Raw genomic sequence first — 21,533 nt, 5'->3', positions numbered from 1 at the left:
GGCCTAATGCGTGACGCGCGCCCAACGGTGCAGGATATCACCGCCAACAACCTGCGTTTCGATCAGATCGAACCGGGGTGCGGTTTCCAAAGTATCCAACCCTAAGGCTCCGATCGCCGAAAGACCTTCGGCTCCGATCGTAAGCCCGGCGGTGAAACCAACCAGCTCATCGACCAGATCACTTTCTAGCAAAGACGCAGCCAAAGCTGATCCGCCTTCACAAAAGACGCGGGTCAGCCCCGCTTGCCCGAGCTGGTGCAGCAGATCAGCGGCTTCAACGTGATGATCGTCCAATGCGCATGGGATCAGTCGCGCACCAAGCCCCTCCCAGGCGCGGGCGCGATCAGGATCCGGATGAGGACCATGGCAGAGCCAGACCGGAATTTTGGACGCGGTCCGCGCGAGATGCCCCATCAAAGGCAAGTCCAGATGCCGAGACACCACCACGCGGACCGGCTGGCGTTCTACGCCTAAATCGCGAACCGTCAGCGACGGATCATCAGCCCGCGCCGTTCCCGCGCCGACCATGACCGCATCATGGCGGGCCCGCATGGCGTGCACTGCACGGCGTGCATTGGGGCCGGTGATCCACTGGCTGTGCCCGGTTTCAGTGGCAATCCGACCATCAAAGCTGCTGGCCAGTTTCAGTGTTACAAACGGTCGACCTTGCTCGGTTTTCAGAAAGAACCCCGCGTGATCCCGTGCAGCCTGTTCGGCCAGAACCCCGGTAACGACATCAATCCCAGCTTCACGAAGCAAGGTGAACCCTTGTCCAGCCACACGCGGGTCACTGTCTTCGATTGCCGAGACAACACGTGCAATTCCAGCCTCGATCAATGCTTCGGCACAGGGTGGCGTTTTTCCGTGATGCGAGCAGGGTTCAAGAGAGACATACGCTGTCGCCCCTTGTGCCGCCTCGCCTGCTTGGGCAAGTGCGATGGGTTCGGCATGCGGCCGGCCTCCGGGCTGCGTCCAGCCGCGTCCGACAATACGCCCATCGCGCACGATCACGCACCCGACGGACGGGTTCGGCCAACACGTGCCCTGGCCGCGCCGCCCCAAAGACAAGGCAAGCGCCATAAATCGCTTATCTGCTTCGTTCACTCGTCCGTCGAAGGTTGCGGCGGGCGCAACTCGTGGACAAACTCCTCGAAATCGTCGGCCGCCTGGAAATTCTTGTACACACTCGCAAAACGAACATATGCGACCGTATCAATCCGGGCCAGCGCTTCCATGACAATCTCACCGATTTTGTTCGATGGGATATCGGTTTCACCCATGCTTTCCAATCGGCGAACGATACCCGAAATCATCTGATCGATCCGCTCTGGATCAATCGGCCGCTTCTGCATCGATATGCGGATTGAACGCTCAAGTTTGTCGCGGTCGAAATCTTCTCGTTTTCCATTGGTCTTGATCACGACCAGATCGCGCAACTGTACACGCTCATAAGTCGTAAACCGTCCGCCGCAGGCCGGACAAAACCGGCGTCGGCGGATCGCTACGTGATCCTCAGCCGGGCGTGAATCTTTAACCTGAGTATCGATATTTCCGCAAAACGGGCAGCGCATCCGCCGTCTCCTCGTCCCTAGTTCGGCCTCTCTTGTAAGCGCTGCGGCTTACTTATCCACAACTATAGGGCAGCCGCTAGGGTTTGGGTAGTCGGAATTTTCCACCCCAATATAAAGCGTCACGCAAAGTGTGCAGCGACCTTTCTCATATGCGGTGCATTGCGATGTTCAAACACGTAAATCCCCTGCCATGTGCCCAGCAGAGGCGCCCCACCCCTCACCGGGATCGACAACGAAACCGGCATCATCGCAGCCTTGATATGAGCTGGCATGTCATCCGGCCCCTCATATGTATGGCGCAGATAAGCCATCGAAGGATGGTCGGAAGGCGGCACAAGCCGGTCATAAAAGGCATGTAAATCGGTCAGCACTTCGGGATCAGCGTTTTCCTGAATCAGCAAAGAACAAGAGGTGTGCCGCACGAAGAGGGTCAGCAGGCCATCTGATACCGGCCTCAGCCAATCGCGCACAGGGGCGGTGAACTCATAGAGCCCCGCACCCTGCGTTGAGATCGAGAATTCGGTCTGCACCGCAGATCACCTAAAGTTAATGCGACGACTGCACCGGCCATTTGCACCTTGCACAGACATACTGTCGCCGGCTTTGAAGCCAGCCGATATACTGCCTTGCTGGTCTACATTTGCAGGAGGCTTGAGCGAAAACTGCACCGCCGTCTTTCGGCCGGTCGTCACGCTTGGCCCGTAGCCGCGCAGGACATAAATACGCTGTTGCCACCCCGCACCTAAAGACCGTCGTGCGAAATCCGCCGCAGCACACCAATATCCATCGACATCTCTGCGCGCCCTTGGGATGACTTCGAATTCCGTATTGCTGATCGCTTCGGTTTGATATCCGTTTGGTGCCGCGCTGGTCATTGCCGGAGAACCGAGCAACATAAGTGCGCCCAACGTAACTGATAATATCTGTTTCATCCTCGTCATCTTCCTGTTTCCACCTGAAATATACCTAGTGCGCCTCACCACTCCAAACAGTAGAGATCACAATCAATTCAAACTGACCTCAATTCGCTCCGATCCGGCTCAAGCCACCCGCTATATCGGATCAGCAAACCCAGGCCGGGCACATAGGCAGAGATGTCAAAACAAAAGCGGTCCATTGAATCTTGGGTTTCCGTCGAGGCTGACTGCGGTAGCAGAAACTTTGGACAAGGTATTCCAAACAGGGCGAGCCGACGGATTTGAATCGACAGCCCTGCCTCGGTTCGCACAGGCTGTAACCAAATTGCGAGCCCCCCAATCCTTTCGTGGACGCAATTGTATCTCCGGTCAAAACTAATGCGTGAACATGTCTCATGCCCGGAAAAGTCCCGCTTCCAAATCCAATGCCCTTTTGTTCGCCGTATGGTGAGAGTGATCTGAAGGTCGTCCCCTTCTGGCGGGAATCCTCCGATGCGCAAAGCTAGGGCGACCAACGGCCCCCGACCTCGGATTATGCTGCATCTTCCCCAATATTGCCCCTCAGCCGAGTGCAGTTTTTGAATTGCCTCCGGCAGCTTTTCATCCACACCCAGAGCTTGCAGGAATGGGTCGTGCTCAGAAGCCATCGGAAGCGAACCGAGACCGAAGGCTAGCATCGGGAACCAAACAATGTTTGTAAGGACCAAACAACGCATATCGATTACGGGCAATCGAGTGATACAGCCGATCCTTAACAAACACTGGCAGATATCGGCACAAGGACAGCAAGAACAAAGCTCCCGGTAACGCGCGCATCGCGGCGGCAAAAGCATCAAGCTTCTGGTGAACTTTACCATCTACGATGACCAGATTGGTCTCAAAATCCTTGGTCGGGAGATTCAGCCGTGAATAAAGTCTCCTCCCCAAATCCGACTGGGCGGTCGCAAATCTGAACCTTTGGCCCCGATCATGGCGCAACATGAACTGAAAAAACCGCGAACACAAAACGCATTCACCGTCAAAGACAATCAAATCAGTTTCAATGTCTGGCAAGTCAGGCACTGTAAATCCAAATACCACCATCAATTCAAGAAGATACTGGCACAGCATAAATCTCGCGGCAATGCGGCATGACCGACCACTAAGAAGAGCTGTGCCGGGGAACCCATTGAAACGGCCTGGTGGACCGTCGGCTTGGGCTCGACCTTATCCCCAAAAGGTGCTGACCCGGCAACGATGGATACTTAGGTGTCACTCCCGCGGTATTCTTGGCAATTTCAGCCAAATCCTTTCGAATATCCGACACGTCACAAGTGTCTGTAACAGAGGCTGGCAAAATACAGCGCCTTTCCGCTATCGTGATCAGATTATCAGGATGAGTTTCGGACAAGGTTATGGACGTTGATATTTCACGCATTCAATTGCTGATGCGCGCCCTCGAACAACGCGCGAGTTTATCGGTTGTCGATCAGGTTCTGAAAAACAGCGCATTGACCCGGATGGATGTTGAAGCACCTGCCACACTATTTAGCGCCCGCAAAGAGGCCATGTTTGTTCGCCATGCCTGTGATGCGCTCGGTGACATCACATTCGGTGCAGGCGCGGGATTAGAGTTCAATTCTTCCTCCAGTGTGACGGCATATATCAGTAAATACTCGCGGGATCTGAAACAGGTGTTGGAAAACACAACGCGGTTTCATGGTATCATCGACCCCGCACTGGCGTTCAGTCTGCGTGTTTCCGGCAATTCCGCCTCGTTGGAGGCTGAATGGAAGGACCCAAGTTTTTCGCGATATCATCGTCGAACCGAGTTTTTGTTATTCGCAAGCATTGCTCGAATGCGGGCTTTGACGCAGGTGAAACTGTATCCTATCGAAATACGATTTCAGCACAGTGTGGGGCGACATGCGGACACCTTTCAAAAGATCGGAGACTTTCCAGTAAAGTTTGAGGCTGAACGGTTGGAGGTTATTTTATCACTACCCTCACTCGAAACACCGATCCCTACCTATGATCCCAGTCTGCGGGCGCATCTGCTGGAATATGGCGAGCGTCTGCTGGCGGAAGGACGTAAGCCAGAACAAAAAACCCGTGCACAGATCGAAGGGTTAATCACCGGGTCAATGCCCGGAGGGATAATTCAGGCAGATGAAGCCGCCTCTCGACTTGGGCTCAGCCCGCGCACACTTGCCCGTCGTCTGGCGGATGAAGGCACTTCCTACCGCGAGATTGTCGAAGATCTGCGCTGTGATCTTGCGCAAACCTTTATCAAGAACGGCATGAATCTAGCTGAAATCTCGTATTCTTTGGGCTATTCAGATCAGGCTGCGTTCTCGACGGCCTTCAAACGCTGGACCGGTCAGGCCCCGACAGCGTTCCGTAAATGGGTTTCACGTCCGCTTACACAAAAAGGAAAGTAGCCGGGGGTCATCGGCGCTGCCGCCTCGCCCCGGCCTGTCCATGAGTGGACATTGAGCACGTATGCACAGCGGCGCAACGCAACATGCGATATTTCGCCAATTTGATTTGTTGTTCAGACAATGTGAGGCGCGGCATGAAAAAGGCGCCTCGTGGGCGCCTTTGACCTATTGATCCAGGAAGGACCGAAGCTTCCGCGATCGGCTGGGATGCTTTAGCTTTCGCAGCGCTTTCGCCTCGATCTGGCGAATACGTTCGCGGGTAACACTGAACTGCTGACCCACCTCTTCCAGTGTGTGGTCAGTGTTCATGCCGATACCAAACCGCATCCGCAGTACGCGTTCCTCGCGCGGTGTGAGTGAGGCCAGAACCCGGGTCGTGGTTTCCTTGAGGTTCTCCTGAATCGCGCTGTCGAGCGGCAGCACGGCATTCTTGTCCTCAATGAAATCGCCAAGCTGGCTATCTTCTTCGTCACCGATGGGTGTTTCGAGAGAGATCGGTTCCTTGGCGATCTTCATCACCTTTCGAACTTTCTCGAGCGGCATTTGCAGCTTTTCTGCCAGTTCTTCCGGAGTCGGCTCGCGACCGATTTCGTGCAGCATCTGGCGACCGGTCCGAACCAGTTTGTTGATCGTCTCGATCATATGTACCGGAATACGGATGGTGCGCGCCTGATCCGCGATTGACCGCGTGATCGCCTGACGGATCCACCAAGTCGCATAGGTCGAGAACTTATAACCACGGCGGTACTCGAACTTGTCCACCGCCTTCATCAGACCGATGTTACCTTCCTGAATAAGATCAAGGAATTGCAGGCCGCGGTTCGTGTACTTTTTGGCGATCGAGATTACCAGGCGCAAGTTGGCTTCAACCATTTCTTTCTTGGCCTGCCGCGCCTCTTTCTCGCCTTTCTGAACCTGCTGCACGATGCGGCGGAATTCAGGGATATCTAGACCGACATACTGACCGACCTGAGCCATGTCGTTGCGCAGTTCCTCGACCTTAGCGGTCGAGCGTTCGATGAACATCTGCCAACCCCGGCCAGGCTTTTCGGCCATTTCTGCAAGCCAGTTCGGATCCAGTTCACGCCCGCGATAAGCGTCGATGAATTCACGACGGTTGATACGAGCCTGGTCAGCCAGTTTCACCATCGAGCTGTCCAGCGACATGACCCGGCGGTTGATGCCATAAAGCTGGTCGATCAGCGCTTCGATACGGTTGTTGTGCAGGTGTAGACCATTTACCAGCTCAACAATTTCCGCGCGCAGCTTCTGATAGGTCTCTTCGTCTTTTTCGCTGAACGATCCGTCTTCATTCAGAGTGGCCGAAATCCGGCTATCCTGCATTTCGGAGAGCATCGCAAAGTCGCTGGAAATCCGCTCTAGCGTAGTCAGAACTTGATCCTTAAGCGCGGCTTCCATCGCAGCAAGCGACATATTTGCCTGATCGTCTTCGTCATCGTCGTCGTCGTTGGCAATCGGGTTGCCATCGGCATCCAGCTCTGGGCCTTCATCTTTGGCGGGTTTGGCTGCCTGAACCGACGATGTGTCAACGACCGGCTCCTGTACGTCGCCATCTTCATCCAACTGGTTGCCGAACGTTGTTTCAAGATCAATAACGTCGCGCAACAGAATGTCTTCGCTCAACAATTCGTCGTGCCAGATCGTGATCGCCTGGAAGGTCAGTGGGCTTTCGCACAGGCCGGCGATCATAGTATTCCGACCAGCCTCGATCCGTTTGGCGATGGCAATCTCGCCCTCGCGGCTAAGCAATTCGACTGATCCCATCTCGCGCAGATACATGCGCACCGGGTCATCAGTACGATCCAGCTTTTCGGTAGCGGCACCAGCCAGCGCAACTTCGCGTGGGCCTTCGGTCGTGACCAGTTCTGTCGAACCTTTGTTCTCTTCTTCCTCGGCCTCTTCATCTTCGATGATGTTGATGCCCATCTCGGACAGCATCGACATAACGTCTTCGATCTGTTCCGAGCTGACCTGATCAGGCGGCAAAACCTGATTCAGTTGATCGTAGGTGATGTAGCCTTTCTCACGGGCCTCGGCGATCATTTTCTTGACCGCTGCCTGGCTCATATCAAGCGAGATCTCCTGTTCCTGCTCGTCGGATTTGCGGTCTTCGTTCGTATCCTTGGCGGCCATTCAATGCTCCTGCAGGGATGGGTGATTCGTTTTGACCGAATCATTAGCGCGTAGAAGTGATTCGGCCACCCGTTTACCTGTTTTTCTTTTCCAGTGCCTTACGAAAACACCACTTTATCGGCGTTTCCGCTCAAAATTGATACCCGACATGATCGCTTCAAACGCGTCTTTCTCGTCACGGTTGATTCGCGCACCATTGTCGGCGATGTCAAAAACGGCCCTGTCTTCGTTCTGGCTGCGGCTTGTTCGGTTGCGCTCTTCGGCGGCTTGCGCCAGCCGATATGTCACCGCCTCATCGGCCAGATCAGACAATTCCTCCGCCGCTTCGGCAATCTCAGCATCCAACCCCCGGAGCGCTTTGATCTTTGCGAGTTCCTCGGCCAGCGTCATCTGGGCCTTTTCAACGTCGCCTGGTTTGTACACACAGGGGATCACTGCGACATGGCGAAGGGCCAGAAGGTTTTCAAGGGGTTCCGGCCCCAAAGTTTGTACGATGTGCTCTTGCAGATTGTCCGGATCGTCAATCGCATGGCGCAAGATCGCCCCGCGCAAAGCTGCGTGATCGGGATCGTAACAATCCATTTCTTCCAACTGGTGTTCGAATTGAATTACAACTTGCGGATTTAGAATAGAAATTGCGAGAATGGCCGCTTCGCGCAATTGGATGTCTGCGTTCTCGGACGACGCCAGAAACGATGCGCGCGCACCGGGCGTGGCAGGCTGGGGTTGCGCCTGCCATTTTCCGCGCGGCTGCCACGTTCGATTTTGCGATTGTCTCTGAGGACGAAATAATTGCCAGCGCAGATCCTTAATTTCCTGCCCGTAATGCGATCGGATCGAGGGGTCGCGGATCAGCTTGATCTTCTCACGCAGAGATTTATCCAACGCCGCCTTCCGTTCAGGGCTGTCGAACACCTTGCCTTCCGTCTCACGTTGCCACAGCAGCTTGACCATCGGAATGGCCCCTTCCAGGACGGCTTGCACCGCCCTCGGCCCTTCGGCACGCAGAAGATCGTCTGGGTCCTTGCCTTCGGGCATGAGTGCAAATCGCAAGGATTTGCCTGCCTCCAGCAACGGCAGGGCCAGGTCAATCGCCCGCATCGCGGCGCGCAGGCCCGCTGTGTCACCATCCAAGGCAATGATCGGTTCATCTGAAACACGCCAGAACAACTGTAGTTGATGTTCGGTGATCGCAGTTCCTAATGGCGCCACCGACGCGCCAAAGCCCGCCTCGGCCAGCGCGATTACGTCCATGTAACCCTCGGCAACGATCAGGGGCTGCCCCTTCCCAGCCGCCTGTCTCGCAGGACCGTGGTTATATAGGCTACGGCCTTTGTCGAACAACTCGGTCTCGGGCGAGTTCAGGTATTTTGCGTTGTCATTCGGGTCCATCGCCCGACCGCCGAAGGCAATGCAACGCCCGCGTGGGTCGCGGATTGGATACATGATGCGGTTTCGGAACGTGTCATAAGGTTTTTTGCCCTTGTTGGACGGTTTGGCCAGACCTGCTGCAAGGATCAGTTCATCGGCTACATTCTTGCCGGTTAGATGATCCCACAACGCCTGCCAGCCGTCGGGGGCAAACCCGATCTCCCATCGATCCAACGCCTGCGCATCCAGCCCTCGGCGGGTCAAGTAATCGCGCGCCTCGGCCCCTGCCCCGGTCTTGAGTTGCAAGCGAAAGAACTGAACCGCTTGCTCCATGACGTCGGCGAGTTTCGAGCGTCTGTCCTGTTTCTCGTGCGCTTTCGGATCGCGCGCGGGCATCGGCATCCCCGCTTCACGCGCCAGAATCTCGACCGCTTCAATGAACGAGACATTCTCGGTCTCTTTCACAAAGCTGATAGCATCGCCTTTGGCATGGCACCCAAAGCAATAATAGAATCCCTTTTGGTCATCGACGTGGAATGAGGCGGTCTTTTCGTGGTGAAACGGGCAAGGTGCCCACATATCCCCTTTGCCCTGATTGGATTTACGCTGATCCCACATGACCTTACGCCCGACCACCTGAGACAGGCTGAGGCGCGTGCGCAGTTCATCCAGAAATCCGGGGGGCAAAGACATGAGTCAAACCTGCCAGAAATGAAAACGCGCGCCAAGGGGATGGCGCGCGGTTGTCCACAGAGAAATGATCTGGCTGTGGATTATTGCTGTAAACACAACTCCAGCCAAGCGGCACCGAGATCTTTTTTGCGCACGTCGCGCATTTTTTGTTCGTACACCCAAGGCGTGATCAACGGAATCGCCGCATTGTAGTTCTCGGGCCATGTCGGACCGCTGTCTGCTACTGCCTGCGCCACGTCGCGTTCCTTGACCCGGTCCAGACGTGCCTTCTGCACCGCAGCCACGACATCTGCCTGATACTTGCAACTTTGCTCTTTAGTCTCCTGAGCAGCCAAGGGTGAGGCCAGCAAGACCGCGACAATGGCAATACGCAACATGGGGTTCTCCCGGATTCGTTTCCTTTGGCGCAGCTTAACCCTGCATAGCAACACCTTCCATCGCCGATTTCAATTTGTACCTCAGTCGAAGCGTCAGGCGGCTAACAACAGCTTCATACCCTGCCAGCGCAGCATTAGGCACTGACTTTTCGCAGATGTTTCAACACTCGCGTGCGGTCATATGGCGGCGTATCAGAGTTTCTTCTGAAATAGCGTAGTAACCGAGGTATTTTGAACATCGACATAAACGCTGTCCCGGTCCAAATCCAGAACGACCGACGGCATATCGATCGACCCTTCTGCGAAACCGAATTAGGTCAAATCGTAAAAAGCGGCCACCCATGGGGCGGCCGCTATCAGAAATTCGATTGCCTGAGTGCTCAGAGTCCTTTTGCCCGATAGCTTTTTGAGACCCGATCAATCGCCACAATGTAAGCTGCAGTGCGCAGGTCATCGACATCAGCGCGGTCATGCCAAACCTCGCTCATAGCCTGATAGGCGATGCGCATTGTATCATCGAGGCCTGAGCGCACCAGCTCCAGCTCGTCAGCACCCTTAAGGTATTTGGCCTTGAAGTTCGGCGACATCGACCAGGCATCACCCAGGTATCGATCAAGCCGCTCAAGCTCGCTGACGATCAGTTCATGGCGCGCTTCTTCCTGGCGGCGCTGCATGCGGCCAAAACGGATATGGCTAAGGTTCTTGACCCACTCAAAATAGGATACTGTAACACCGCCCGCATTTGCATACATATCGGGGATAATGACTGTACCTTTATTGCGCAGGATTTCATCCGCGCCCGCTGTGACCGGGCCGTTTGCAGCCTCGATAATCAGCGGCGCTTTGATCCGTTCTGCATTAGACAGGTTAATCACCCCTTCTAGTGCGGCCGGGATCAGGATATCGCATTCGGATTCAAGAACTGCACCGCCCTCGGCTGAATGCGTCGCATCCGGATAGTCTTTCACGCCGCCATGCTTGACGATCCACTGCCGCACGGCTTCTACGTCAATGCCGTCGGGATTATACAGTGCACCATCCCATTCGATGATGCCGACCACGCGCGACCCATCTTCTTCGCTGAGGAATTTGGCAGCATGATAACCCACGTTACCCAAGCCCTGTACGACTACGCGCTTCCCGTCCAGCGAGCCGGACATGTTCGCCTTCTTGACGTCTTCCGGGTTTCGGAAGAATTCGCGCAAAGCGTATTGGATGCCGCGCCCGGTCGCTTCGACCCTGCCCGCGATGCCCCCCGCGTTCAGCGGTTTACCTGTCACACAAGCACGCGCGTTGATATCTGTGGTGTTCATCCGCGCATATTGGTCGGCCATCCACGCCATCTCACGTTCACCGGTTCCCATGTCGGGCGCGGGGACGTTCTGAGACGGGTTGATCAGATCGCGTTTAGCCAATTCATAGGCAAAACGGCGGGTAATCTGCTCTAGCTCGTGTTCTTCATATTGGCGCGGATCGATACACAACCCGCCTTTCGACCCCCCAAATGGCGCCTCTACCAGAGCGCATTTGTAGGTCATCAGTGCCGCGAGCGCCTCGACCTCGTCTTGGTTCACCGCGAGGGCATAGCGAATACCACCTTTGACCGGCTCCATATGTTCTGAATGAACCGAGCGGTATCCGGTGAATGTGTGAATCTGCCCTCTCAGCCGAACTCCGAACCTGACTGTGTAGGTGGCGTTACATACCCTGATCTTTTCTTCCAGTCCGGGCGGCAGGTCCATCAGAGACGCAGCTCTGTTGAACATCAGATCAACACTCTCACGAAAGCTGGGTTCTATAATGCCGGTCATACAATCCTCCGTACTGGCAAATGACAAACGTCATGACGTTTTGTCGCACTGCTTGTAATTCACCGCAATCAGTAACTGCACTTATTTTAAGCAATTTGCGAAAGGCCAATCGGCGTGTTCGTAGTGAGTCGACCATCGATCACCAACGCGCGATTGTCCCGAGGCGGGAAACAAAGGCAGCAGAAACGCCACGAATAAAGCTGAAAACCGTTAAAAACGAGCAGCATAGTGATGATCACGCCTAATTCTCGCCACGATCCCTGTATAATTTATTAGCGCTGCAAACCGCTGGCATTGGTGCGCCCTGTCGACAGAGGAATTCACTATGCGCAATTATGATTTAAAAGAATTGTTTAACTTTTTGTGCCGAGAAAACAGGTGCGCCCGACGCTTGCGGCAATTTGCATCTGAAACAGAAGGCACGATGACGATCCTTGCGCTCTTCTTGGTATTGATTGTCTTCACCGTTGCCGGATTTGCCGTCGATATCATGCGTTACGATCGGGAAAGGGTGCGACTGCAATATGCCCTTGACCGCGCCGTTTTGGCAGCAGCGGACCTGGATCAGGAGCTTTGCCCCCGTGTTGTCGTCAACGATTACATTACCAAGGAAGGCTTCAACCCTGATATCATCAGCAATATCGAAGTCGAACCCGAGACATGTAAGACAAATGCGGACGGCTCTGTTGAACAGATCGCCGAGCTTGAAGGCAAGCGCAAGGTTTTAGCCAGTGCTGACATGAGCGTCGAGACCCACTTTATGAAGTGGAGTGGTGTCGATCTTATCGATTCAACCGCGACCAGCGTTGCCGAAGAATCGATTGGTAACGTTGAAATCTCGTTGGTTTTGGATGTGTCAGGCTCAATGCGCGGAACAAAGCTGACCAACCTACAGAAGGCCGCAAACGACTTTATTGATGAAATGGTTCTGAAGTCAGAAGACGGTAGATTGTCAATTTCGATCGTACCCTATTCCGAACAGGTCTCGGTGCCTGACTATCTGATGGATTCCTTGAATACGATCGGTGCCAACGAAGTTGCAAATTGCATCGACTTCCAGGCCTCGGACTTCACGACAACCAATTTCAACTATTACGATATCGTCGATGATGGCGGGAATATCATTAGGAAAGGGGACTACATTCCTCAGACCTTACACTTCAAGGACAGCGGCACAAACGACAGAAGATTCAGTGATACTTTGGTATCCAGTAACATCTGCCGGCTTGAATCCGCGACTGACCAACGGGAAATGACCGTTATCCAGAATGACCCGGATATTTTGAAGGACCAGATTGATAATCTGGTCGCAAGCGGCTGGACTTCGATTGATCTTGGATTGAAGTGGGGCTTGACCTTGCTTGATGACAGTATTCAGCCATTGATTGCCCAGATTGCAGACAGCTCCGAAATCCCAGACTCGTTCGCCATTCGGCCTGCACCGAACACCACGACAGACACCCTTAAGGTACTCGTGCTGATGACGGATGGGGAAAACACCTATCAGCATAAGGTAAACTCACCCTATAACGAGGGTGGCTCCAATATTTATTGGAACGAAAGTGCACAGACTTATTCCATCTATGATGATGAAAATGGGCATTGGGCTTGGCCAAATGTAAATACCACCATTTGGGATAATAATACCGGCGGGTACTGGACTCGTGACAAGTTCCAGGATCATGCGCACGGAAATGGTACCTACAAACGATATCGTTGCCGGGATTACTACAATGGCACCTGTTACGATATCGACAGATCGAATGATCGCGACTTCAACGAAAGCGGTTCGTCGCCAGCAGAACTAGATTGGCCTGATGTCTGGGCGCATACGGAGAAAAACGCGATCCGGAATATGTTCCGCCATGCCTACGGTTGGACCCGTGGCAATGAATTCGCGGCTGCGTCGACCACCGAAATCGGCCCTTCAACCAAAAATCCACGGGTTGTCGATCTTTGCGTAGAAGCTGAGAAAGAAAAAGTCATAATTTTCTCGATCGCTTTCGAAGCCCCCTACGGCGTCAAGCAGATGCTGAAAGACTGTGCGATCAAACCTGCCCGCTACTACGAAGCAACTGGCACACAGATTGAACGTGTCTTCGATTCAATCAGCACTTCGATTCAAAACCTGAGGCTGACCCAATGATCATGTCGTTGCGAATACGGGCGCAAAGGTTCTGGCGTAAAGAGGATGGCGCATCCTCGAGCATTGAGTTTATGTTCTGGTTCCCTCTCTTCTTATATGTCGCATATTCTGGCATGGACCTGGGATTGATCTCATTTCGCCACGCCGACCTTGAGCGGTCGTTGGACATGACGATCAGGGAGGTTCGACTGAATCGCCTGCCGCCTGGCGAAGACACGTGGGATCATGCCCTTCTGAAGAAGATGGTGTGTGAGAACGCAATCATTTCCGACTGTTCTGAAAATCTCGCGCTCGAGATGAAATCCATTGACCCCCGCGTCGGCAACCAGCTGGATCCTACGCCTTATTGCGTTGATACACCGGCGACGATCAGAAAACCCGAAGATGTTGCCTTTGAATTGGGAACCTCGAACGAAATGATGATTATTCGAGCCTGCCTCGAAGTCTCACCTGTATTCGGCCTCTCCATGATGAACGATCTGGTAAGGCAAGATAATGACGGGCAGTGGGAAATACACGCCTCTTCTGTGTTTGTTCATGAACCATTTGGAGGCTCATCAAGTACTCCCACTGGAGGTGGCACTTCTGAACCGGAGGACGTAGCAGATGCCGGCGGCTAATTTCTCAATCAGAGGCGCAATTGCAAGAGCCGTTCGTCGCTTCCGGCGTCGGGAAGACGGCATCATGTCTGTTGAAGCCATGCTGATATTGCCGTTGCTATACTGGTCTATGCTTGCTTCATACACCTACTATGACGCCTATCGGCAAAGTGCGCGTAATATCAAGGGTGCCTACGCGGTTGCCGATGTGGTTTCGCGTGAAGATGGCAATGTGACCGAAGCCTACGTAAACACGATGTATGATCTTTTGGAGACCATGGTCGAAACGCGCGCGCCGGTAACATTACGGATGACCTATCTTACATTTGATGCCGAGAACGACATCCATAATGTACTGTGGTCCTGCGTTCGTGGCACAGGCCTGCCGAAATGGTCAAACGCAGACATTGACGACATAAAGCCTCGGCTACCCGCGATGCCTGACAATGGATCGATGATCGTGGTCGAAACCCGGAACACATATCGGCCGCCATTCTATATCGCATTTGAATTCGCCGAATTTGACATGAACAACCTTGTGTTCACTCATCCGCGCGTATTCGACAATATCGTCAATACTGATCCGTCCTGCGTCGTCTAGCTACGACCTTTCAGCAAGCAATCCGGTCAGTATCTCGGACATGAATTTGGTTTCGGCGGCGGCCGTCATTCCGCCGATACCAATGCGGCGCCCGACACGCCACCAAAGGCCTGGAAACCAGTCAAACGATCCTGCCGTGCGGGTTTTGATAATAAATCCATTCGATGGCTTGAACGCAAATACACCTCGGTCGACGGTTTCGACTTCTTGCACTTTGCAAATCACCTGCCCCGAGCTGGTGCGTAAATCGGTAGAGGTCAGTTCAATCCTGTCCTGAGTCGAATGCCACATGTGATGCGACAGCCAGAAAGCCCCAATTCCCACAACAAACAGGAATATCTGCCAACCAAGATCCGGAGGCGATGCTATCGCGACATAAATCACCAGCGCTCCGACAGTGGCCAACATCCCTACTCCGGTCCATCGGCGCGCGGATGAGGCCTGAATAGAGGCCAGAACTTCGTCTTGCATGTCACTCTCCCCGTTACTCGTCTGCTCTAGCTGGTTTGATATGCAAAGAACAACACCCATGTCGCTGGTCTGAGCGTGATTGCACAGACTGCGTGTTCCTGCGCAAATTGATTACGCCGGGACTGGCCATAAATTGCGGCTAAGCAATCAGGAGGCTAGAATGTCCCTCAGACCGATCCTTGAGACGCGCACTTCGGTTCCAACAATGGAAGGCGCGGGTGTCAAACTTCATCGCGCATTCGGGTTTCAAGACCCCTCGGAACTGGACCCTTATCTGTTGTTTGATGACTTTCGGAACGACAACCCGCAAGATTTTGTGGCCGGTTTTCCATGGCATCCACATCGCGGCATCGAAACGATCACCTATGTCCTGTCTGGTTCAGTAGAACACAGTGACTCGCTGGGTAATAGCGGCACTTTGGGTGCAGGAGACGTTCAATGGATGACTGCAGGGTCTGGTATTCTGCATCAGGAAATGCCCAAAGGCTCGGACAGCGGCCAGATGCATGGTTTTCAACTATGGGGCAATCTTCCATCGGATCAAAAGATGACTACCCCGCGCTATCAGGACGTCCAAAGCACCGAGATTCCCGAGATTATCGAAGACGATGGTACTGCGGTCCGGGTAATAGTCGGCACTTTCTGGGGCCGTACAGGTCCTGTCGACGGGATCGCTGCAGATCCGCAATATCTGGATATCAGTATACCGGCAGGCATGAAAAAGACCTTTCCAATAGATACCTATCGTCGCGCGTTCGCCTATATCTTTGAAGGGAGCGCTGCCTTCGCGGATGCCTCCCGCCCTTCTGGAGTGCTTTTGGAAAAGGAAATCGCCGGGCAAGAGGTCAATATCCGCGACATGTCTGGAGACCGGACATTAGTTCGGTTTGGAACTGGGGATGAAATCACCGTTCAGGCCGGGCCCGATGGTGTGCGATTTCTTCTGATCTCTGGGGCTCCGATTAATGAACCTGTCGCATGGCACGGACCGATCGTCATGAACACGCAGGCCGAATTGCAGCAGGCCTTTCGTGAATTGCGCAACGGCACATTCATCCGCCCGGCCCATTGAGGGCCGGTCAGGCGGTGACGGCCTTGCGCACCATATCCCAATAGACCTGTTCAACCTCATCCAACGACAATCGCCCGCCGCTGCGGTACCAGGTGATCACGCCGTTGAGCATGGCGATCACCGCCAAAGTGGCGATTTTGGTATCGGTAACCGAGAATTGGTCCGATTGCTGTCCTATGCGCAAGATACTCTCCAGCGAGTCTTCGTAGCGGCGGCGCAGCGCTTCAATTTCGGTGAAATTTTCGGGCGTCAGATTGCGCAGTTCCATATAGGCGATAAATACTTCATCCGGGCGCTGAAGGTGAAAACGGATGTGGAACCCGACAAACTGGCGCAGCGCATCGTGTGGGTCGTCAAACTGCTCAAGCTCTTCATATGCAGCCAACAAATCCTGCATATGATCGCGCATAAGACGGAACAACAGGCTTTGTTTATCAGGGGTATAATTATACAGGGCTCCGGCCTGCACCCCCACCTCTCCCGCGATCTGTCGCATCGATACAGCGGCATAGCCGTGACGGGCAAACAACCCCAACGCTGCCTCGCGAATGCGAGGGCCGGTGATGTCTGAATGAGAGCCTTGTGTACGTGCCATGAACTTATCCTATATGAACGGTTGTTCAGATAGAACCCCGCTTGAACCAGCGCGGTAAAAGGTGCATCACATGAAAAACTCTGCAACCCAAAGGTCTGCGATGAAGCTTTTGCCGTCGATATTTCTTGTGCTCGCCACTGCGAGTTGCGCGAATATCCCCGAGTTGGAAGGCAGCGAAACCGCCGCATTGCGCAAGGCCCCCTATCCCAAACTCATTGCATTGGATCCGGCCCTCGGTGCCCCCACTGATCCCGTCAGCGAAGCGGAAGAGGTTGAAGAGGATTTGTCGACGCGCGGCGAAGCCTTGGCGAAAAAAGCCGAGGCGTTGCAAAATGCCGAGATTAACTAGGATTTTGCCTGCGCCTAAGCCTCCGAAAGATTAGACGGATTGCACCCTTGCCCTTAACCCGCTAAGGCAGCCCGCAAAGGACACTTCGCCATCGCGGGCGGCATTGCGAGCAGAAAGGACCCAAGGGAATGACACAGGCGCTGAGGCTTGGAATTGCCGGTCTGGGAACTGTCGGAGTGGGAGTGGTCAAAATCGTACGCCGGCATGCCGATCTTTTGCAGGCGCGCACCGGGCGCCCCGTTCAGATCACCGCTGTTTCGGCTCGCGATGCCAATAAGGATCGTGGCGTAAATCTATCCGACTACGCGTGGGAAACCGATCCGGTTTCCTTGGCAAAACGTGACGACGTCGATGTTTTTGTTGAACTGATGGGCGGTGAGAACGGTCCCGCAAAAGCCTCTGTCGAGGCGGCATTGGCTAGTGGAAAAGATGTCGTCACTGCCAACAAGGCGCTGCTGGCCATCCATGGACAGGACTTGGCGGAAAAGGCCGAAGCTGCACGCCGCGTCATTCGGTTCGAGGCAGCCGTCGCGGGTGGTATCCCGGTGATCAAGTCTCTGACCGAAGGGCTGGCTGGCAATGAGATCACACGCGTCATGGGTGTGATGAACGGCACCTGCAACTACATCCTGACCCGGATGCAATCGCAGGAGTTGGGCTACAACGCTCTTTTCGAGGAATGCGCGCAGCTTGGGTATCTAGAAGCCGATCCCAATCTGGACGTTGGTGGCATCGATGCGGCGCATAAATTGGCGCTGCTGTCATCGATTGCCTTCGGCACCAAGCCGAATTTCAACGGGATCGAGATTGAAGGCATTCAACAGATCAGCCTGGATGACATCCATCAGGCTCACGACATGGGATACCGGATCAAGCTGTTGGGCGTGGCTCAGCGCACTGCCCGGGGACTAGAGCAGCGTATGCAACCCTGTCTGGTGCCGAGTGACTCTCCGTTGGGTCAGCTGGAAGGTGGAACCAACATGGTCGTGCTGGATGGCGATGCAGTTGAGCAGATTGTTCTGCGTGGCCCCGGTGCGGGCGAAGGTCCCACTGCAAGCGCTGTGATGGGCGATGTCTGCGATCTGGCACGCGGATTGCACATCCCGACATTTGGCCGCCCTGCCGCATCACTGGAAGAGGCAAAGCCTGCCGTTACTGGTTTGCCTGCGCCCTACTATCTGCGGCTGGGCCTGCAGGATAAACCAGGCGCGCTGGCCAAGGTTGCCTCTATTCTGGGAGATGCAGGCGTCTCGATTGACCGGATGCGCCAGTATGGGCATGCCGAAAGCACCGCGCCCGTGTTGATCGTCACTCATAAGACTACACGCGCAACTCTTGACGTCGCGCTTGAAGGCTTGCGCGACACGGATGTTATCGCGGGTGAGCCTGTCGCCTTGCGCATTGAAGAGGTTTGAGCTTGCGACCTGCATGAAACGCAAGCTATGCCGGTAATTACGGCTTTATTGACCTGAGGATACGAACATATGAGTGCTGCCAAGATCGATTTTAACGACCGCCTTCTGTCTCTGGGCCTTGCGCGGGTGGCGGAACAGGCCGCGCTGGCGTCCGCCTCATTGGTTGGCCGGGGTGATGAGAAAGCCGCTGATCAGGCTGCTGTAAACGCGATGCGGGAACAGCTGAACCTTCTGGACATCGAGGGTGTCGTCGTCATTGGTGAGGGCGAGCGCGATGAAGCACCGATGCTGTATATCGGCGAAGAGGTTGGTACTGGCAATGGGCCGGGCGTGGACATTGCGCTGGACCCGCTGGAAGGCACCACGCTGACAGCCAAGGATATGCCAAACGCCTTGACGGTGATCGCCATGGGACCGCGCGGCTCGATGCTGCACGCGCCTGATGTGTATATGGACAAACTGGCCGTTGGCCCCGGCTATCCTGAAGGCGTTGTCAATCTGGACATGAGCCCGCGCGAGCGTGTTGAGGCTCTGGCCAAAGCCAAAGGGTGTGAGCCTGCAGATATCACCGTTTGCATCTTGGAGCGTCCTCGTCACGAAGCAATGATTGCTGAAGTCCGCGATACCGGCGCCTCTATCCGCCTGATCACCGATGGTGACGTCGCTGGCGTCATGCACTGCGCCGAAAGCGAAGTGACCGGGATCGACATGTATATGGGCCAAGGCGGCGCACCCGAAGGGGTTCTGGCAGCTGCTGCGCTGAAATGCATGGGGGGACAGATTTTTGGCCGCCTGTTGTTCCGCAACGATGACGAACGCGGCCGCGCCGCCAAGGCAGGCATCACCGATCTGGACCGCGTTTATGCGCGCGACGAGATGGTGACTGCAGATGTCATCTTCGCTGCCACTGGCGTGACCGGAGGCTCTCTGCTTCCACGCATCAAGCGGGAACCGGGCTGGGTTGAGACAACGACGCTGCTGATGCGGTCAAAGACCGGTTCTGTTCGTCGCATGTCTTATCGGACGCCTATGTGGCCACATACCGACGCTTAGCGGCTTGCGCCGTTGCCTTCGGCGAGAGTATCTAAAAAGATGAAGAGGCCGGGTTCGAAGGGGCCCGGCCTTGGCGCATGAGGTGAGATGTGGCGTTTCTGGGCGTAGAGCAATCGTTGACCGGTCGGCGTTGGGTTGGACCGGGGATAGAGGTCGAGCGGTCAGCTGAGATGATGGCGCAGCAGACCGATTTGCCGCGCGCCGTTTGTCAGGTGCTGGCGCGACGCGGTGTTCCGGTGATGGAGGCCTCGGGCTTTCTGGAGCCAAAGTTGAAAGAACTGCTGCCTGATCCGCGTTCGATGAAGGACATGGAGCTTGCCGCTTCGCGGTTTCTTGAAGCGGTGCGTAATCGTCAAAATATCGCGGTGTTTGCCGATTATGATGTGGATGGGGGCAGTTCGGCTGCGCTACTGCTGGTGTGGCTGCGCCAGATGGGAATAGCCGCAACGCTCTATGTGCCCGACCGGATTGATGAGGGCTATGGACCAAATGTACCGGCGATGCAGGAATTGGCAGTTAGCCATGATCTGATCATTTGCGTGGATTGCGGAACACTTAGCCATGAACCTATCGCGGCGGCGAATGGTGCAGATGTAATCGTTTTGGATCATCATTTGGGGGGAGAAACCCTGCCGGATTGCGTCGCAGTGGTGAACCCGAACCGGCAGGATGAAAGCGGTGATCTGGGCTATTTCTGCGCGGCTGCGGTGGTGTTTCTGATGCTGGTCGAGGCGGGCCGCCAACTCCGCGAGGCTGGCGCCAAAGGGCCGGATCTGATGGCCATGCTGGATCTTGTGGCGCTGGCTACGGTGGCCGATGTCGCGCCGCTGATTGAGGCCAACCGGGCCTTGGTGCGGCAAGGACTGAAGGTGATGGCCCAGCGGCAACGGCCAGGGCTGGTGGCGTTGTCGGACGTGGCCCGCATGGATACTGCGCCCAACAGCTATCACCTAGGTTTTTTGCTGGGGCCGCGCGTGAATGCAGGTGGGCGCATTGGGCAGGCTGATCTGGGCGCGCGGTTGCTAAGCACTGACTCGGCGACCGAAGCCGAAGCCCTATCCGAGCGACTAGATGCCCTGAACTCGGAACGGCGTGAGATCGAGAACACAGTGCGCGCTGCAGCACTGGCACAGGCGGATGAACGCGGGCTTGATGCACCGTTGGTGTGGGCTGCTGGTGAGGGATGGCATCCCGGTGTCGTAGGCATCGTTGCATCGCGGCTGAAAGAGGCCGCAAACCGGCCCGCGATCGTGATCGGGTTTGATGGAGATGAGGGCAAAGGGTCGGGCCGTTCCGTCTCGGGCATTGACCTGGGCGCGTCGATCCAGCGTCTGGCAGCCGAAGGGTTGTTGGTCAAAGGTGGTGGACACAAGATGGCGGCAGGTCTGACGGTGATGCGGGATCAGTTAGAGCCCGCCATGGCGCGCCTGTCGGAACTCCTGGCCAAGCAGGGTGCGGGGCAAGCAGGCCCTGCCGATCTGAAACTGGACGGGGCACTGATGCCTGGCGCCGCAACAGTCGACCTGATCGAGCAGATCGAAAAGGCAGGCCCGTTCGGGGCCGGTGCGCCTGCCCCACGCTATGCTCTGCCCGATCTGCAGGTGCGCTTTGCAAAACGCGTAGGCGAAACACATCTGAAACTGTCGCTATCGGATGGCATGTCCGGAGGACTGGATGCGATCGCCTTTGGTGCGTTCGATGGTCCGCTGGGGGATCGCCTCTCAAATCATGGCGGTGCCCGCTTCCATTTCGCAGGTCGGCTTGAGGTCAATTCCTGGGGCGGTCGGCAGGGCGTGCAACTGCGACTGGAGGATGCGGCAGAAGCCGTCTGACACCTTTTTCAACACGCCGTACAACCAGTCAAAAAAGTTTCGTAGCCTTGCGTTTTTCGTCTTGCGGGGGGGGAAGGTAAACCGTA

At 55.2% G+C, this 21,533-nt stretch carries 21 protein-coding genes; 9 read left to right on the top strand and 12 right to left on the bottom strand.

Going from position 1 to position 21,533, the window contains the following annotated elements; translation table 11 throughout:
• Positions 1-3 precede the first annotated feature (3 nt).
• The 6 genes from ribD to ACR0MQ_RS05810 form a co-directional block, all read right to left on the bottom strand.
• Positions 4-1,104, bottom strand: coding sequence for a bifunctional diaminohydroxyphosphoribosylaminopyrimidine deaminase/5-amino-6-(5-phosphoribosylamino)uracil reductase RibD (gene ribD, locus ACR0MQ_RS05835; protein ID WP_480606602.1), 1,101 nt, complete (start codon positions 1,102-1,104; stop codon positions 4-6).
• The gene (gene nrdR / locus ACR0MQ_RS05830) at positions 1,101-1,571 is read right to left on the bottom strand and encodes a transcriptional regulator NrdR (RefSeq protein WP_008756450.1); all 471 of its coding nucleotides are present in this window, start codon (positions 1,569-1,571) and stop codon (positions 1,101-1,103) included. Before nrdR ends, ribD begins: the two co-directional genes overlap by 4 nt.
• A gap of 119 nt (positions 1,572-1,690) precedes the next feature.
• The gene (locus tag ACR0MQ_RS05825; RefSeq protein ID WP_170773045.1) at positions 1,691-2,101 is read right to left on the bottom strand and encodes a secondary thiamine-phosphate synthase enzyme YjbQ; all 411 of its coding nucleotides are present in this window, start codon (positions 2,099-2,101) and stop codon (positions 1,691-1,693) included.
• A gap of 6 nt (positions 2,102-2,107) precedes the next feature.
• A complete protein-coding gene (locus tag ACR0MQ_RS05820; RefSeq protein ID WP_170472398.1) occupies positions 2,108-2,503 on the bottom strand; it encodes a hypothetical protein in 396 nt (131 codons plus the stop codon).
• Between the two features lie 77 nt (positions 2,504-2,580).
• Positions 2,581-3,135, bottom strand: a complete 555-nt coding sequence (locus ACR0MQ_RS05815) for a DUF4166 domain-containing protein (protein ID WP_170773042.1) — start codon at positions 3,133-3,135, stop codon at positions 2,581-2,583.
• Positions 3,125-3,571 carry a DCC1-like thiol-disulfide oxidoreductase family protein gene (locus tag ACR0MQ_RS05810; protein WP_170773292.1) on the bottom strand — a complete coding sequence of 149 codons (447 nt, stop codon included), beginning with the start codon at positions 3,569-3,571 and terminating at the stop codon, positions 3,125-3,127. Before ACR0MQ_RS05810 ends, ACR0MQ_RS05815 begins: the two co-directional genes overlap by 11 nt.
• 311 nt (positions 3,572-3,882) lie before the next feature.
• Here ACR0MQ_RS05810 and ACR0MQ_RS05805 point away from each other — a divergent pair, with 311 nt between their 5' ends.
• Positions 3,883-4,908: an AraC family transcriptional regulator gene (locus ACR0MQ_RS05805; protein WP_480606599.1), complete on the top strand. Its 1,026-nt coding sequence runs from the start codon at positions 3,883-3,885 to the stop codon at positions 4,906-4,908.
• Positions 4,909-5,073: 165 nt separating this feature from the next.
• Here the strand turns inward: ACR0MQ_RS05805 and rpoD are convergent, their stop codons facing one another.
• From rpoD to ACR0MQ_RS05785, 4 genes are all read right to left on the bottom strand, one after another.
• Positions 5,074-7,062, bottom strand: coding sequence for an RNA polymerase sigma factor RpoD (rpoD, locus tag ACR0MQ_RS05800; protein ID WP_010441993.1), 1,989 nt, complete (start codon positions 7,060-7,062; stop codon positions 5,074-5,076).
• Positions 7,063-7,176: 114 nt separating this feature from the next.
• Positions 7,177-9,126: a DNA primase gene (dnaG, locus tag ACR0MQ_RS05795; RefSeq protein ID WP_480606597.1), complete on the bottom strand. Its 1,950-nt coding sequence runs from the start codon at positions 9,124-9,126 to the stop codon at positions 7,177-7,179.
• 80 nt (positions 9,127-9,206) lie between these two features.
• A complete protein-coding gene (locus ACR0MQ_RS05790; protein WP_170472416.1) occupies positions 9,207-9,503 on the bottom strand; it encodes a hypothetical protein in 297 nt (98 codons plus the stop codon).
• 380 nt (positions 9,504-9,883) lie between these two features.
• The gene (locus ACR0MQ_RS05785; protein WP_480606593.1) at positions 9,884-11,314 is read right to left on the bottom strand and encodes a Glu/Leu/Phe/Val family dehydrogenase; all 1,431 of its coding nucleotides are present in this window, start codon (positions 11,312-11,314) and stop codon (positions 9,884-9,886) included.
• A 424-nt stretch (positions 11,315-11,738) separates the two neighbouring features.
• Here ACR0MQ_RS05785 and ACR0MQ_RS05780 point away from each other — a divergent pair, with 424 nt between their 5' ends.
• From ACR0MQ_RS05780 to ACR0MQ_RS05770, 3 genes are all read left to right on the top strand, one after another.
• On the top strand, positions 11,739-13,460 hold the full coding sequence (locus ACR0MQ_RS05780) for a Tad domain-containing protein (RefSeq protein WP_480606591.1): 1,722 nt from the start codon (positions 11,739-11,741) through the stop codon (positions 13,458-13,460).
• Positions 13,457-14,080, top strand: a complete 624-nt coding sequence (locus ACR0MQ_RS05775; protein WP_010441988.1) for a TadE/TadG family type IV pilus assembly protein — start codon at positions 13,457-13,459, stop codon at positions 14,078-14,080. Before ACR0MQ_RS05780 ends, ACR0MQ_RS05775 begins: the two co-directional genes overlap by 4 nt.
• 64 nt (positions 14,081-14,144) lie before the next feature.
• Positions 14,145-14,660 (top strand): hypothetical protein, encoded by a 516-nt coding sequence (locus ACR0MQ_RS05770; protein ID WP_480606587.1) that lies wholly within the window; start codon positions 14,145-14,147, stop codon positions 14,658-14,660.
• On the opposite strand, the gene ACR0MQ_RS05765 is transcribed toward ACR0MQ_RS05770, so the two are convergent.
• Positions 14,661-15,131: a cytochrome P450 family protein gene (locus ACR0MQ_RS05765; RefSeq protein WP_170472422.1), complete on the bottom strand. Its 471-nt coding sequence runs from the start codon at positions 15,129-15,131 to the stop codon at positions 14,661-14,663. It lies immediately after the preceding gene.
• Between the two features lie 160 nt (positions 15,132-15,291).
• Between ACR0MQ_RS05765 and ACR0MQ_RS05760 the strand changes: the two genes are divergently transcribed.
• Positions 15,292-16,203 (top strand): pirin family protein, encoded by a 912-nt coding sequence (locus ACR0MQ_RS05760; RefSeq protein ID WP_170773032.1) that lies wholly within the window; start codon positions 15,292-15,294, stop codon positions 16,201-16,203.
• A gap of 7 nt (positions 16,204-16,210) precedes the next feature.
• Here the strand turns inward: ACR0MQ_RS05760 and ACR0MQ_RS05755 are convergent, their stop codons facing one another.
• Positions 16,211-16,798 (bottom strand): TetR/AcrR family transcriptional regulator, encoded by a 588-nt coding sequence (locus tag ACR0MQ_RS05755; protein ID WP_170540813.1) that lies wholly within the window; start codon positions 16,796-16,798, stop codon positions 16,211-16,213.
• Between the two features lie 70 nt (positions 16,799-16,868).
• On the opposite strand from ACR0MQ_RS05755, the gene ACR0MQ_RS05750 reads away from it, so the two are divergent.
• The 4 genes from ACR0MQ_RS05750 to recJ all read left to right on the top strand — a co-directional run bounded on the left by ACR0MQ_RS05750 (position 16,869) and on the right by recJ (position 21,447).
• On the top strand, positions 16,869-17,147 hold the full coding sequence (locus tag ACR0MQ_RS05750; protein WP_010441983.1) for a hypothetical protein: 279 nt from the start codon (positions 16,869-16,871) through the stop codon (positions 17,145-17,147).
• A 128-nt stretch (positions 17,148-17,275) separates the two neighbouring features.
• Complete coding sequence (locus tag ACR0MQ_RS05745; protein ID WP_480606584.1) at positions 17,276-18,562, top strand: homoserine dehydrogenase; 1,287 nt, start codon at positions 17,276-17,278, stop codon at positions 18,560-18,562.
• Positions 18,563-18,631: 69 nt separating this feature from the next.
• Positions 18,632-19,615, top strand: coding sequence for a class II fructose-bisphosphatase (gene glpX / locus ACR0MQ_RS05740; RefSeq protein WP_010441981.1), 984 nt, complete (start codon positions 18,632-18,634; stop codon positions 19,613-19,615).
• 89 nt (positions 19,616-19,704) lie between these two features.
• Complete coding sequence (gene recJ, locus ACR0MQ_RS05735; protein ID WP_480606581.1) at positions 19,705-21,447, top strand: single-stranded-DNA-specific exonuclease RecJ; 1,743 nt, start codon at positions 19,705-19,707, stop codon at positions 21,445-21,447.
• The last annotated feature ends 86 nt before the right edge of the window (positions 21,448-21,533 follow it).

It is taken from the genome of Ruegeria sp. AN6 (assembly GCF_056540425.1).
Note: the sequence above shows the minus strand (reverse complement) of the source record. Positions and strands in the feature narration are given on the sequence as shown.

Bases quoted from the DNA above. Each gene is read 5' to 3' on its own strand.
- ACR0MQ_RS05770 (WP_480606587.1), top strand. From the start codon at position 14,145: ATGTCTGTTGAAGCCATGCTGATATTGCCGTTGCTATACTGGTCTATG.
- ACR0MQ_RS05790 (WP_170472416.1), bottom strand. From the start codon at position 9,503: ATGTTGCGTATTGCCATTGTCGCGGTCTTGCTGGCCTCACCCTTGGCT.
- dnaG (WP_480606597.1), bottom strand. From the start codon at position 9,126: ATGTCTTTGCCCCCCGGATTTCTGGATGAACTGCGCACGCGCCTCAGC.
- glpX (WP_010441981.1), top strand. From the start codon at position 18,632: ATGAGTGCTGCCAAGATCGATTTTAACGACCGCCTTCTGTCTCTGGGC.
- ACR0MQ_RS05785 (WP_480606593.1), bottom strand. From the start codon at position 11,314: ATGACCGGCATTATAGAACCCAGCTTTCGTGAGAGTGTTGATCTGATG.
- ACR0MQ_RS05820 (WP_170472398.1), bottom strand. From the start codon at position 2,503: ATGAAACAGATATTATCAGTTACGTTGGGCGCACTTATGTTGCTCGGT.
- ACR0MQ_RS05815 (WP_170773042.1), bottom strand. From the start codon at position 3,135: ATGGCTTCTGAGCACGACCCATTCCTGCAAGCTCTGGGTGTGGATGAA.
- ACR0MQ_RS05765 (WP_170472422.1), bottom strand. From the start codon at position 15,131: ATGCAAGACGAAGTTCTGGCCTCTATTCAGGCCTCATCCGCGCGCCGA.
- ACR0MQ_RS05760 (WP_170773032.1), top strand. From the start codon at position 15,292: ATGTCCCTCAGACCGATCCTTGAGACGCGCACTTCGGTTCCAACAATG.
- ACR0MQ_RS05745 (WP_480606584.1), top strand. From the start codon at position 17,276: ATGACACAGGCGCTGAGGCTTGGAATTGCCGGTCTGGGAACTGTCGGA.
- nrdR (WP_008756450.1), bottom strand. From the start codon at position 1,571: ATGCGCTGCCCGTTTTGCGGAAATATCGATACTCAGGTTAAAGATTCA.
- ACR0MQ_RS05775 (WP_010441988.1), top strand. From the start codon at position 13,457: ATGATCATGTCGTTGCGAATACGGGCGCAAAGGTTCTGGCGTAAAGAG.
- ACR0MQ_RS05810 (WP_170773292.1), bottom strand. From the start codon at position 3,571: ATGGTGGTATTTGGATTTACAGTGCCTGACTTGCCAGACATTGAAACT.
- ACR0MQ_RS05755 (WP_170540813.1), bottom strand. From the start codon at position 16,798: ATGGCACGTACACAAGGCTCTCATTCAGACATCACCGGCCCTCGCATT.
- ACR0MQ_RS05780 (WP_480606591.1), top strand. From the start codon at position 11,739: ATGACGATCCTTGCGCTCTTCTTGGTATTGATTGTCTTCACCGTTGCC.
- ACR0MQ_RS05750 (WP_010441983.1), top strand. From the start codon at position 16,869: ATGAAAAACTCTGCAACCCAAAGGTCTGCGATGAAGCTTTTGCCGTCG.
- rpoD (WP_010441993.1), bottom strand. From the start codon at position 7,062: ATGGCCGCCAAGGATACGAACGAAGACCGCAAATCCGACGAGCAGGAA.
- ACR0MQ_RS05805 (WP_480606599.1), top strand. From the start codon at position 3,883: ATGGACGTTGATATTTCACGCATTCAATTGCTGATGCGCGCCCTCGAA.